Annotated in this window: 14 protein-coding genes and 1 pseudogene; 5 read left to right on the top strand and 10 right to left on the bottom strand. The window is 38.9% G+C overall.

Going from position 1 to position 13,732, the window contains the following annotated elements:
• The first annotated feature begins 600 nt into the window (after positions 1-600).
• Positions 601-2,136 (top strand): peptide MFS transporter, encoded by a 1,536-nt coding sequence (locus Xenpb_RS18030; RefSeq protein ID WP_187655546.1) that lies wholly within the window; start codon positions 601-603, stop codon positions 2,134-2,136.
• 570 nt (positions 2,137-2,706) lie between these two features.
• Here Xenpb_RS18030 and Xenpb_RS18035 read toward each other — a convergent pair.
• On the bottom strand, positions 2,707-3,147 hold the full coding sequence (locus Xenpb_RS18035; protein ID WP_187655547.1) for a hypothetical protein: 441 nt from the start codon (positions 3,145-3,147) through the stop codon (positions 2,707-2,709).
• Positions 3,148-3,321: 174 nt separating this feature from the next.
• On the opposite strand from Xenpb_RS18035, the gene Xenpb_RS18040 reads away from it, so the two are divergent.
• Positions 3,322-4,110, top strand: coding sequence for a PhzF family phenazine biosynthesis protein (locus Xenpb_RS18040; RefSeq protein WP_187655548.1), 789 nt, complete (start codon positions 3,322-3,324; stop codon positions 4,108-4,110).
• Between the two features lie 83 nt (positions 4,111-4,193).
• Complete coding sequence (locus tag Xenpb_RS18045) at positions 4,194-4,700, top strand: DUF1543 domain-containing protein (RefSeq protein ID WP_187655549.1); 507 nt, start codon at positions 4,194-4,196, stop codon at positions 4,698-4,700.
• A 63-nt stretch (positions 4,701-4,763) separates the two neighbouring features.
• Here the strand turns inward: Xenpb_RS18045 and lldD are convergent, their stop codons facing one another.
• The 9 genes and pseudogenes from lldD to Xenpb_RS18090 form a co-directional block, all read right to left on the bottom strand.
• Entirely contained in the window at positions 4,764-5,906 is a 1,143-nt protein-coding gene (gene lldD, locus Xenpb_RS18050) for an FMN-dependent L-lactate dehydrogenase LldD (protein ID WP_187655550.1), read from the bottom strand.
• A gap of 39 nt (positions 5,907-5,945) precedes the next feature.
• The gene (locus Xenpb_RS18055) at positions 5,946-7,526 is read right to left on the bottom strand and encodes an L-lactate permease (protein ID WP_187655551.1); all 1,581 of its coding nucleotides are present in this window, start codon (positions 7,524-7,526) and stop codon (positions 5,946-5,948) included.
• A gap of 308 nt (positions 7,527-7,834) precedes the next feature.
• Positions 7,835-8,020, bottom strand: a pseudogene (locus tag Xenpb_RS20570) (LysR substrate-binding domain-containing protein); the annotation flags it as partial.
• A 108-nt stretch (positions 8,021-8,128) separates the two neighbouring features.
• Complete coding sequence (locus Xenpb_RS18065) at positions 8,129-8,911, bottom strand: polysaccharide lyase (protein ID WP_187655552.1); 783 nt, start codon at positions 8,909-8,911, stop codon at positions 8,129-8,131.
• 251 nt (positions 8,912-9,162) lie between these two features.
• On the bottom strand, positions 9,163-9,771 hold the full coding sequence (locus tag Xenpb_RS18070; protein ID WP_187655553.1) for an alpha/beta hydrolase: 609 nt from the start codon (positions 9,769-9,771) through the stop codon (positions 9,163-9,165).
• A 301-nt stretch (positions 9,772-10,072) separates the two neighbouring features.
• Positions 10,073-10,834, bottom strand: a complete 762-nt coding sequence (locus Xenpb_RS18075; protein WP_187655554.1) for a thioesterase II family protein — start codon at positions 10,832-10,834, stop codon at positions 10,073-10,075.
• Between the two features lie 344 nt (positions 10,835-11,178).
• A complete protein-coding gene (locus Xenpb_RS18080; RefSeq protein ID WP_187655555.1) occupies positions 11,179-11,721 on the bottom strand; it encodes an NADAR family protein in 543 nt (180 codons plus the stop codon).
• Positions 11,722-11,933: 212 nt separating this feature from the next.
• Positions 11,934-12,383, bottom strand: coding sequence for a DUF2335 domain-containing protein (locus Xenpb_RS18085; RefSeq protein ID WP_187655556.1), 450 nt, complete (start codon positions 12,381-12,383; stop codon positions 11,934-11,936).
• 85 nt (positions 12,384-12,468) lie between these two features.
• A complete protein-coding gene (locus tag Xenpb_RS18090) occupies positions 12,469-12,690 on the bottom strand; it encodes a Cro/CI family transcriptional regulator (protein ID WP_187655557.1) in 222 nt (73 codons plus the stop codon).
• Positions 12,691-12,790: 100 nt separating this feature from the next.
• Here Xenpb_RS18090 and Xenpb_RS18095 point away from each other — a divergent pair, with 100 nt between their 5' ends.
• Positions 12,791-13,504: a LexA family transcriptional regulator gene (locus Xenpb_RS18095; protein ID WP_187655558.1), complete on the top strand. Its 714-nt coding sequence runs from the start codon at positions 12,791-12,793 to the stop codon at positions 13,502-13,504.
• Positions 13,505-13,573: 69 nt separating this feature from the next.
• The coding region (locus tag Xenpb_RS18100; RefSeq protein WP_187655559.1) for a helix-turn-helix domain-containing protein at positions 13,574-13,732 on the top strand (159 nt) is incomplete at its 3' end.

Below are 13,732 nucleotides of genomic sequence, written 5' to 3' on the forward strand. Positions count from 1 at the left end.
TTAGGAATATCAGGTGCGGAACTCATCGAGGCGCGGGCATCCTTGCCCATAGTGACGCCGGATAGATTTAAGCAAGCCCATCATAAATCAAAATCAGTGTTGCAAAAACGGGGGTGACCATAGATTTTTATACTTAAAATAATTTGGCCTTTTACAATCATCCCGACTGAAACAGAGAGAAACTCACTGTCTTTATGTAATCTCTGCCTGTTTAAAACCCAAGTTCATATCATAACACGCAAAAATATCACCATTTGCATTAGTTAAAAATTAATCCCTTGTTTTATAAGTGGTTTAACAAAAAATATTTTTGCTAATAAAAAATATCTAAGTCAATAATCCCCATTACATACCTGCTATTAAATTCTAAAACTGAGATTCTTATCGACTTTCGTTCTAATAAATGGAATATAAAGTAGAAAATGTGCTCCTTGTTAATGAAAAAAGCAAAGAACATGTTAAAAATACAACAACAATTAAGTAAGAAGCTTTATAAAAATATGTTAATAATTTTGTTTGGCATGGTTATAAAGCAACCTTTTCATTTTGACTTGTAAAACATCACCATCATAAAGATGGATTTTTAGGAAGAATTATTAGATGCAATCTTCAATCAACAACGGAAAAAATAGAACTTTTTTTGGGCATCCTTATCCGCTTAGTGCCCTCTTTATGACAGAAATGTGGGAACGATTTTCGTTCTATGGTATCCGCCCTCTTCTGATTTTGTTTATGTCTGCGGCCATATTTGATGGTGGTATGGGCATTCCTCGTGATCAAGCATCAGCGATTGTCGGGATCTTTGCGGGCAGTATTTACCTGACATCACTACCCGGTGGCTGGTTAGCTGACAACTGGCTAGGTCAACGGCTCGCTGTTTGGTATGGTTCGATTATTATCGCTTTGGGGCATCTCTCTATCGCCCTATCCGCTGTTTGGAGTAACAACCTGTTCTTTATTGGGTTGCTGCTCATTACGCTTGGTACGGGCCTGTTCAAGACGTGTGTCACCGTTATAGTAGGAACCCTGTATAAAAAAGATGATCCCCGTCGTGACGGTGGTTTCTCCCTGTTTTACATGGGCATTAATTTAGGTTCCTTCATCGCGACATTAATCACTGGCTGGCTGGTGAAAGACTATGGCTGGCATTGGGGTTTTGGTGTCGGTGGATTAGGTATGCTGGCCGCCCTGCTGATTTTTCGTTTTTATACTGTTCCTCTGATGCGTCGTTACGATAAAGAAGCCGGTTTGGATTCCAGTTGGGATCACCCAATGGTAAAACGCAAACATGTTGGTAAGTGGATCTGCGCAATTGCAATAACAGTTTCTGTGATTGTTGCATTAGTAATTGCGGGAGCTATTCCATTTAACCCCGTTAAGGTTGCCAATGCGTTGGTTTATGTCATCTCGTCCAGTGTTATTCTCTATTTTGCCTATTTATTCCTGTTTGCAGGACTAGACCGCAATGAGAAAATCCGCCTGTTCATCTGTTTCATCCTGCTCGTTTCAGCCGCTTTATTCTGGTCAGCATTCGAGCAAAAACCAACATCATTTAACTTATTTGCTAATGACTACACTGACCGCGTCGTTCAGGGTTATGAGATTCCGGCTGTTTGGTTCCAGTCAATCAATCCACTGTATATTATCTTGCTAGCTCCAATCTTTAGTTGGTTATGGCCTGCGCTGGCAAGACGCAACATGAACCCAAGCAGTATTGGCAAATTTTTAATTGGTATGCTGCTTGCTGCCGGTGGTTTTGCAATCATGATGTTCGCCGCCCAAAACGTACTGGCGACGGGTGGTGCAGTTTCACCATTATGGATCGTTTTCAGTGTTCTCTTTCTGACTCTTGGTGAACTTTGCCTTAGCCCAATCGGGCTGGCAACAATGACAGTATTAGCCCCTTCCCGCATGCGGGGACAAGTCATGGGATTATGGTTCTGTGCCAGTGCATTGGGTAACCTCGCTGCCGGCTTAATTGGTGGCAATGTGCGTGCAGACAAACTGGATAGCCTGCCTCAGCTATTCTCCAACGTTTCACTGTCGTTGGTAATTTGTTCCGCGATTTTACTTGTTCTTATCGTACCTATCCGTCGTTTGATGAGCAGCCTGCATGAGGCAGAAGCAAAGTCCTGAGATGGCATCATTACGATAAACTAATCCATTAATTAGTTTAAATTTTGGTTAAACCGTCACTGCATCTCCCTTTCTAAGCTGGGGGTATTCGGTGGCGGTTTATTCTCTTTGAAGCAATAAGCAATAAGCAATAAGCAATTAAATTACTCTGCATTCAACATTAATCCCTGCATACAATGCCCAGAATACCTGAGAAATATTCTTTAATGACTCACTGATGAAATACACTATTATTACTACCGCGGAATCAATAAATGATAAAAACCATCGCCATTACAAAAAAGGTCACGCATTCAAGGTGTTGTTCTTTGTATATACTTTCTGTTTTCAATTATAAGAAATGCCTTAAATGGCAACGGCAGATGTTCAATATCGACGCAAGATAATAGATACACAGAAAAACTCAATAACTCAAAGCTGTTTAACAATAATTGCCATTAAATTTGCGAATCCTTTCGCTATTCTCCAGCATCCTTGCACGCTACTACATCGTTTTGGTATGCAGTTTCAGAGATGAATTTAGCCTTGTTTTACGCATGCCCTGCTCTACTATGAATGCAGATAGTACGATTAATAACCGCAGGCATCAGAAATATCAGCATAGGAATATCCATTTCCATGCTCTTTCTCTAGCTTCTGTCTGGTTTCTCTGTAGCACCGACGTTTAATCTGCTCGTGGAAATGCGGCATAGAGTAGGTATTTTTCATATGGGGATTCGTCTTAAACTGCTTATCATCCCAATCATAAGAAAATGCTAGGCTGTTTTTTTGTTCGAATTTACTATTATATTCCTTAAGTTCATCTTCCCGTTTCTCAGCCAAGGCGTTATCCTTAGCCAGCTTCTCTGTATTCCAACTCCCGTGATCTAACCCACTTCTCTTTTTCAGATACTCTTCTGAAGGCTTGTTATCCGCAGGTATATCGCTTTTGTAGCTTAAATCTAATGCCAGAGCCTGAGAACAACACACTGACAAAAGAAAAAATAGGCAATGGAGTCCTTTGGTTTTCATATCTTCCCTTATTGGAACTATAACAAAGAATTATTATTTAATAGCTATTACCCCCTAAGGTCAATACCAGAATCTTTGTGTGTTTTGCAACCACCTTAAATAACTCTTTACAACTTATTGTATTTTCAACATTCTGTGTTCTACTTCTCACAACAAAAAATAAATGAGATTCTGATGTATTCATTCCCTATTTATCATGTCGATGCCTTCACAGAAAAATCGTTTTCCGGTAATCCTGCTGCTGTTGTTTTGTTAGATAAGTGGCCAACAGATGAAACATTGATTTCCATCGCTGCTGAAATTGGCCTGCCAGAAACCGCTTTTCTGGTAGGAAACCATCTACGTTGGTTTACACCGAAAATCGAAGTAAGTTTATGTGGACATGCAACACTGGCAACTGCATTTGTTCTTATAAAATACCGCAACAATCAAGATGAGCTGCTCACCTTCAAGAGCCTTTCCGGTGAGCTTCGCGTCTCTCATAAGGATGATATTTTTACACTGGATTTCCCTGCCATTGATTGTTATGAAGAAAAAACTCTTATCCCTGTTATGCAGGATGTTTTGGGGCAAAAGGTTTCTGAAGTGTTCGTCTCACATGATCGCTACGTCTGTGTTTTAGGTTCCGCAGAACAAGTCATTAATACCCAACCTGATTTTGATAAAATTGCATCCTTTCCTTTACCTGGACTTATCATTACCGCCCTCGGTGATTCATCCACCGATTTTGTTTCACGTTTTTTTGCACCAGCTAAAGGTGTTAATGAAGATCCGGTCACAGGTTCCAGCCATTGTGTGCTCGCTCCTTTCTGGGCAAAACGACTCAATAAAAATGAGCTGCGCGCCCGTCAATTATCCGAACGAGGCGGTGAAATGTTATGCAAAATAGATGGTGATCGTGTTTATCTGACAGGTAAAGCGAAACTCTTTTCACATGGTGAAATATTGCTTGAGAATGTGTAACACCTTATTTCTGACAAAATAAAGTTGGCATAAAAGCACAATAGATGAAGCTATTAGCAGGAAAAATATAAGTAGGAAAGAAAATGCCTCAATTATACATGTTTTATCTTGGTGGAAATGCTGGAAAATCTAATATCGAAGTTCATGATGTCCAATTTGTAGCAGTGGAAAAAATAGAAGAAGCGTATCCTCTATTGCGCGAAGTTTGGTTTGGTGACAAAGACAAACTTCATCTGGATGGTTATATGCCCTTAACGTGGGTGGATGGTTATAACATCGCAATTAGTCATAATGAATATCATGGAGAAATGCGACTCTACTTTGTAAATATGGGGGGTTACCAAAAAGATTCACTCGCAGAAGCTCATGAGTTTGGGTTCTTTGTCGCTCGCTCAGCAGAAGAAGCGAAGGAAAAAGCCAAAGAAAGTTTATTGTCCGGCTACGGTCAACAACATAAAGATAACCTGAAAGATGTTGATGACTGTCTACTTCTCAAACAAGTCAGTAGCTATTATATCCACTTGACTGAAAATCCTCGCGGTCAACCAGATAAACCTGAATGGCAGGGATATCGCCCTATTGGTATTTAAAGGATTAATTAAATACGGCCAGCAGAATAACCTCTGCTGACCAATAATGGCAGAAATTTGCCATTAACCTTGATGATGAACCAACAAATCGGAATTAACCTCCCGGATTGATCTGGCTCCCGTTAAAGTCATCGCTACCCGCATCTCTTTATCAATCAGATCCAGCAAATTGGAAACACCAGCTTCACCAGCCGCCGCCAACGCATAAACAAAAGCACGCCCCAGAAGAACACTATCAGCCCCCTGAGCAATCATTCTTACCACATCCAATCCAGTACGAATACCGGAGTCAGCAAGAATGGTAATGTCATTTTTGACTGCATCTGCAATCGCAGGTAAAGCACGCGCCGTTGACAAAACACCATCAAGTTGGCGTCCACCATGATTGGAAACCACAATGCCATCTGCACCAAAACGCACGGCATCTTTAGCATCTTCTGGATCGAGAATACCTTTGATAATCATTGGCCCTTTCCAGAAATCACGGATCCACTCCAAATCTTTCCACGAAATTGAAGGATCAAAATTACTTCCCAACCAACCCATATAATCTTCTAATTTAATCGGTTGGCCACGATACACAGAGATATTACCCAGATCATGTGGTTTACCCCATAACCCTACATCCCATGCCCACTGAGGATGAGTCATTGCCTGCAAAACACGGCGCATCGCTGCATTCGGGCCACTCATTCCAGAGTGGGCATCACGATAACGTGCGCCAGGAACAGGCATATCCACAGTAAAAACCAGATTCTTGACTCCCGCGGCCTGCGCCCGTTCCAACACATTGCGCATAAAACCACGATCTTTCAGAACATAGAGCTGAAACCATATCGGACGATCAATTGCAGGTGCAACTTCTTCAATCGGACATACTGATACCGTTGATAAAGTAAATGGAATTCCTTTTTTTGCCGCAGCACGTGCAGCTTGTACTTCACCACGACGTGCATACATCCCCGTTAATCCCACAGGAGCAAGCGCCACCGGCATTGACATCTTTTCCCCGAATAAGCTGGTTTCCAGACTTAATTCAGACATGTCTTTCAATACTCGCTGGCGTAATTCAATATCGGACAAATCAGTGGTATTACGTTTAAGGGTATGCTCTGCATAGGCTCCACCATCAATATAATGGAACAGAAAAGGCGGTAACTTATCCTGTGCTGCAGCCCGATAGTCAGTTGAAGCGGAAATAATCATAATATGTACCTTAATGTTAAAAAGTTATTCGCACATTTTTTAAGATGCCAGAATCATAGCCATTACAGCCGCAATTCCCCCATAGACCAACATGGGTAAAATCGTCTTTTTCATAATCTGGCCTTCTGCATTCGCTATCCCCAAAATAGAGCAAACAGCAATGATATTGTTTAAACAAATCATGTTGCCCATAGCACCGCCGACAGATTGCAGTGCCAACATCAAATTGACATTCATCCCATTGCTCAACGCAATGGAATGCTGAATCCCGCCAAATGTCAGATTAGAAACCGTATTAGAACCTGAGAAAAATGAACCCAATGCTCCCAGAAATGAAGAGAACAGAAGCCAACTCTCCCCAGTCATTGTGGCCAATGCTTTACCGATAATAATGACAGGTGCATTTTCATTCCCTAACATCATCATATTGACCATCACTAATGCACCAAACAACGCAATAAATGGCTTAAAAATACGTGAACCTGTTTCACAGAACATCTGCCTGACCTGATGGCGATTAAGTCGAAAAAGAGGAATACATACTAATACCACCAACAGAAACGGGATAATTGCCGGTACATATAACGTCTTATAACTGGCGGAAGCAGATGTTCCCAACACGTGTTGCCAACTTACAATTAAAGATTTACTGATACTTAAATCACCAAACCAACCTAAATGAAATTGCCAATTGGCCTCAGCATTATTCAGCAATGTTTTGATACCTAATTGGTGAATACGGGTAATAATCAGGATCATAATTAATAACAAAGTCGGCATCATGGCTTTGACAACCTTGTTAAAAGGCACAGCCTGCCCGAAACTTTTTCTTTCGTAGCGTCTTATACCGATACCCATGCGAGCCAGTAATACCGACAGAGCCAACCCAATAGCTCCGCCGACTAAGGCCGGAAATTCATAATTAACCTGAGCCAGCAACAGATAAGGTACTGTACAACTCAGGATACTTAAGAAGATAAACAGGATGTTTTGACGAATTTCTTGCCACGATACAATAAATCGTAGTGCCAACAACGGGATAATAAAACCGGCAACAAAATGAATAAGTGCGGTCAATTTACTGATTTCAAACAAATTATCATCAGTCAGCCCCAGATTGGCAAAACCGAACCAAGTTGGTGTCCCTACCGCTCCGAAAGAAACAGGTACAGAGTTCATCACCAAAGCCAGCAAGGCAACCCGCAATGGATTAAACCCCAAACCGACCAATATGGGGGCAGCAATCGCAGCCGGAGTGCCAAAACCGCTGGCTCCTTCAATCATAAAAGCGAAAGCCCAACCAATAATCATTAATTGAGCAACAGGGTTAGGAGTGATATTTTCCAGCCAATTGCGTACAACATCTTCAGCGCCACTGACTTGCATCAATTTGTTCAGCAAAATTGCACCTAAAATAATCGTAATAGGTGTAAAAACAGAGACCAACGCTGTAATAATATTGGCATTCAACAAGATAGGTTGAGCTTCAAACCAAAATAATTGTATGAAATAAACAATTATCGCTGTCAGGGATAAAGCAATGTGGGATGGAATACCTTTACGTTTGGTCATCATCCAAATCAACAGGACAATCGGAGCAATGCTGAAAAATAAGGGCATAGAATCCTCAGGTAACAATTTTTATAGAATAAGAAATGTAGCTGAAAGGTTAATTCTTCGTAACAATGCCATTATAATCACAACTTTTCCTAAGCTCCTACGCTGTGATTTTTTAACAACTAGAAATCATATAAATCGGCAATGCCTTAATTGCATTGAGCGAAAAAGATTAAATCAATAAAAATCAGCCAGATATAAAATCATTTAAGATAAAACAGCGTATACCTCACATCAATTAGGCATGAAATTTCAATAGACTATATCTAAAAATGACACGCGGAACCATCACAATACCAAACCCACCTAATACCACTTTCTTGATGGGTATAGGTCAGGCAATTATGGTTGAGAAGATCTTCCGCAGACTGTGGTTAAAGATGTTTTTCCAGATAATCAAGAGAACAGGCAATCACCCAGTGTGAATTCAAAATGAGTCTGGCTATCAAACTGGAATCCGGCATTGTACCAGTGCGAATTGCCAAATCGATGCCTTCAATTCGTTAAATAGCTCACATACTCTGGCATGTGAGCCAAAAAATATAAGCCTATTTTTACGCATTGACAGAATATAAAACTTATTTTGCATCTTTTTATTTATTGCCTTATCCAACATTATTAGGTTTTTCAAGGCTAACAATAAAATTATCAAAATAAGCATATTGTTCTACTGGTGGTGCCCAATCCAACGTAGAGCCACCAAAAAATGAACTCCATTTTATCGCATCAATAAAAACATTATTCTCATTTCTCAATTTAATATCATTCAGTCTTAACACTTCCTTATTATCAACATATTGTATATAGATACCATCACGTTTACCGATACTATTCAGCTTGACATATTGTGTCAGTGTATACCAAACTCCTTTCTTTAAAGAGGTATTTAATTTCACGTAATCACCACACCGGGATTCTTTTTCTGGATAATAAAGATAACCAAATAATTCCCCTTCTTTTCTCCACATTAAGCGACTACTAAAACCATCAAAACTATCATTATCGACGCATCCTGAAGGATGATCTCCGCCAGACAAACCCGGCAATTTTCCACCTTTAACCCACATAAAATCCTTACTGAACATTACATTATATTGCAACCATAATGCTTCATGCTTACCTTTTATTGGTGCATTGAATGAAGTTCCGGCCTTAGAACCAACCGTATTGGCAAGATAAGTCAATTCTAGTACTTTGTTCCGATCATCTTGTGGATCAATAACAATATTTAACCGACCTTGATTAAGTCCAGATGATGAAGTAGGTGAGATTCCCCAATCAGATTTAAAATCTTTAGATGTGTATTTTCCTACCTTATATTCAAAACCCACATTAATTAAATCAGTATTATTAGCATTGGAAACAGAGGATGAGTGCGTTGGTGCCATAATTGACTCCTTATATAAGATATATTTTTATTTCCACATAAGCCGCTAAGACAACAAAAATTAAATTCAATAAGAACACCATTTCTCCAAAAACATATTTTCATATTGTCTCTGTTTTAAATCATAGTCAAACTCTATAATCACCCTTCTCTATTTAAAATAACTCATTGGTCTTTTATATTTAATATGCACAAACACCTAACCCCCAGATTAAACCTAATAAACTGGAGATTCAGGAAAACATCACCTTTCTATTCTGAATCTGATACCATGATTTTTAGAGCATCATAAACCGGTAACAGGCGAGTGAAACCATCTCTATCAAGAAAATGACCACCATTATCAACATTAATAACTTTAGTCTGCAACGAATGAGCCAAAGCATGGGATGACTGCGGTGAAACAATTTCATCATTAGAAGAAATGATCGAAACACGGTGTTCTGTCATTCCACGTAAAAAAGCATAATCCAATGGCTCGACAGTAAAAGAATTCAACTCTGGTAAAGTGGCTTGAGGAGAATCAAATCCAGAAACCAAAATATATCCACCAATATAAGGGGATATCGCTCTTATCGCCTCCAAATGCCGCAATATAGTGATACAACCGAGACTATGACCAATAAAAATCGTATCTTTACCTGCCATTGGCACGATATCCATCAACATATCAGCCCATGCTTCAGGTTGGGGTGCTGATGATTCAGGCATCGCAGGTACACTCACTTCTGCACCTTGTTCAGTCAACGTTTCCTTTAACCAAGAAAACCAATGTGATGAAGGTGATGCGGTATATCCATGAACAATAATTATTTTTTTGCCAGTAAACAAATCGTGACTGCTCGCCGTTGCTATTATCATTAACCTTACCTTACTGAAAAATTCATCCATTAATAGAGATAAAACAGCTTATTATTAAGAAATTGTGTCTGATATAAGTCAGTATTATTCCTTTTACAATTTTAAAACAAGACAAATTGGTCAATATATTCCCAAAAGAAAGTGTACCAAACACACTGATATTCAAAGCGATAAACCTGACTAATAAATTGACTGTTTTAACCTTGACATTGTGACCACTTCCTTGTTTGGCATCACCGGATAAATTAATAATATTAATCCATTAAACATTAACCCTAAGACAATATCAGAAATAACAAGCCTAATTTTGCCTTACCAGCTCTTTGGCTTGTTTTTCAAGCCAAGAGATCACTTCATCATTATTAAACAAGTAAAAATGCCCTCCCGTAAAAATCTGTTGCTTTATTGGTGCAGGCAGTACCCGCTCCCATTCCGCTAATCGGGAAACAGGCACTCTTTTATCTTGATGGCCTCCTATTACGTAAATTTGAGCATTTAGTTTTACTTTGGGAAATTTAGACAAAGAATCCAGTAAAATCAGATCATTCCTCATTATTTCAATTAAGTAGCTACGTAATTCAGGGTTAACTAAGACGTCTGAAGGCGTTCCCCCGCATTGTTCAAGTATGTTCAATACATAATTATCAGAATATTCCTCATGTGACTTATTTTTCAAATCCGCAGGTTCAGCACAGCCCCGGGCTGAAATAACAAGAGCTAACTTTCTTTCAGGCGCCTCATTTTCAAGCCTATGAGCAAGTTGATAGGCAAGTTCTGCTCCCATACTGTGTCCGAATAAAAGTAAAGGCTTATCCTCTCCTAACCTCAAATGCTTTATCGAAGCAAGGATATCGGCCAGTACACTTTCAGCATTTGTTTGAAAAGACACAGAAGCACGTGTTCCTCTTCCTGCAAGCTCAAGACAATAGACCTCAATAAATTCCGGCAATTTGCGAGCCAATTCCACATAAGAAAAACAAGAACCTCCGGCATGGTGTAGAAATATCAACTGCATTCCCGCTTCAGGTCTTTTAATCACAGGAAATAAAACTGAATTAAACAAAATCAAGTTCCTCTAGTTATATAAATGAGACGTTTCATGTTAACAGGAAATGGACTAGGTTGTTCTATCGATATCATAACTCCCTGGCAGTATTATTTTACAAAGAAAAAAGAAGATAAAATGAAAGATACTCATTAAATACAGAGTAATAACTATTGATTTATTTTTCTATAACAGAATAGATTGATTAAATTATAATTATTAGTTAGATATAAAATTACAACACAACAGTCAATGAGAGAATGTCTAAGAGAGCAAGTGCCATTTAACTGAAATTAAAGGAAAAAAATAGCATGAAAGATATAAGGCGATAGAGCCCATCCAGTTGGGCTCTGCCGTTTATCTTATGCTTTTAATTTTTCACGGACAGCCATCAACGCAAATCCTAATAAATTCAGGCCATCCCACGTCAGGGGATTCTGTATATTGGGCGAATCTTCTGCCAGCCCGATCCCCCAGATACGGTCAACAGGACTAGCCTCAACTAATATCTTATCCCCAGTATTTAATAAAAATTCTGCCAGTGGTTTATTCTGGGAAAATTTTGCCAGATTACCCTCAATCACTATTTTCAAACGATGCTCATCCCAAATCGATTGGTTAAAACCACGTATTTCTCGACCATATGCTTTCGCTGCACCTGGATTTTTAGCATTGATAATTTTTTCCAGGGTGTCGAGATCATTAAACAAGCGAGCCTTTCCTGCCATCATATGGTGCTCTGCACTTGCATATTTTACATCATTAACAGTAAATTGAACTGGATACCACTGGCTTAAACAAGACTTGGTTATGTGGTTGGCATGATTGGTTTTATGCCCCCAGAAAAAAAGATATTTCAGCTTTTTTCCTGATTGGTATAAATCACATAGTGTTTTAATATCCATATTAACTCTCTATAAAACGCTAATTTATCTTAAGTGCATAAATACGCTCCTATCATACAATTTTTTTTATATTTGTCGATGAATATCCCAGCAGTTTTATTGATATAGAATAAGAACCTCAAATATAAGTTTGAATAAAAGTAACAAACATAAAAAATGGCAAATAAAAATAATTACATGCTTTCTAAATAAATTATCATATTATCTTGAAATCATTTGATATTTGCTCTTCGTCCAATAACAAAAACGGCAACCAATCCTACCAAATCGACAGTGATTAAAGTACCAGCAAATAACATTTCTCCTTTTAATGCAAAAACAGTCGCAATAATTAAGATGAACATAGTGATAGAAAAGCCCATCCATTGCCCTCTTTTGTCCCGGTTTATCAAGCCATCAACTGCTTTTTTCTGTTTTTCATGGCGAAAAGCTTGCTCTTTTTCTCTGAAAGAAAATATTCTTTCTGCACAACCAGGTAGAATTGCCTCATAGTTTTTTAACGCATCAGGGGATGGGAAGGATGAACAGCAAGAAGCCACCTGATCCTCAATTAAATCTACACTGGTCGAGTCAATATCTAAAGTATCGCGATAATCGTTTGCTGGCATGATATCAAGAATACTCCCTATCACTCTGAAATAATGACGAATGTTAGAATTCATGTTCTCTCCTGAGCAATATACACAAAAAACAGCTTAATAAAATCAGCGAAATAACTAAGCCCAACCTATAATTTAGACGAATTAATTATACTTTTGATATTTTTTTCTCCCGTAGTGCAGCCTGCTTTTGACTCGGAAATGGGCGGCATTCTTCCGCTTTATAGGTTCCATCTTCTTGACGAATCAAAAATATTTTACGACCAGATCGCAATGCCTTACTGATCGCCGTTTGATGAACACCAACCAAAAGTGCTGTTTTAGCCTGGCCATTTAATTTTACATATTCTGATAATGGAATTTTTTCCATACCGTTCCTCCTGTCTATTTCAAAATAATATCTAAAGTACTAAATATTTCAATACTTTTAGTATTTATCATTTCAATAGCATTGGTATTAAAATGAGTTCATGAAAAAGAAACTCACAGCAGAACAGCTTGCAGATGCCGCACGCTTAAAAGCACTCTTTGAGTCTAAGAAAAAACAACTTGGCATCTCTCAAGAAATACTTGCAGAAGAAATTGGCAAGACTCAAAGTGCGATTTCACACTATCTCAATGGCATCAATGCCCTTAATTTGGAGATGGCAACCTATTTTGCCCAAAAATTGGACGTCAAAATTGCAGATTTCAGCCCATCACTGGATAAACAGGCAAGGAAACTCGTAGCCGTTCTTTATGGAGATAGTGCTACGTTTTCAGCTCATCCAAATCCTCAAAAACAATATCCACTACTCGAATGGATAAATGTAGATCATTGGTGCGAAGAGCCAACGCCTAAATATCATACAAACGGCATCGAAAAGAGATATGAAACTTCTATCGAATGTTCACAACGTGCTTTTTGGTTGGAAGTCAAAGGAGATTCGATGGTGTCGCCAAATGGATTAAGCGTACCACAAGGCATGATCATTTTAGTTGACCCAGAAGTAAAACCTACAACCAATAACTTGGTCGTAGCAAAACTTGATGGTGAAAAAGAGCCCACTTTCAAGCAATTGATCACTGAAGGATATGATACCTTTTTAAAACCATTGAACACTCAATATAATATGATTCCCCTGAATAACCATGTGCATATTATCGGAGTGGTTGTAGAAGCAAAGATTGGGGAACTGCCTTGAATAATAATATATACCCATCGTAATTGAAGATGCTTGATTTTTTACTTAAATTAGATCATGTTGATGCCCATGAAAATTCATCTGACGTCAGACCAAAAACGCGCCCTCGAATTAATGCATGATACGACTCGTGATGGACGGGTACGCGACCGTATCAAGGCCGTTCTTTTAGCTTCCGAGGGCTGGACAGCCCAGATGATTGCTCAGGCCTTGCGTATTCATGAAAGT

Source organism: Xenorhabdus sp. PB62.4 (genome assembly GCF_014467285.1).
GTDB lineage: Bacteria > Pseudomonadota > Gammaproteobacteria > Enterobacterales > Enterobacteriaceae > Xenorhabdus.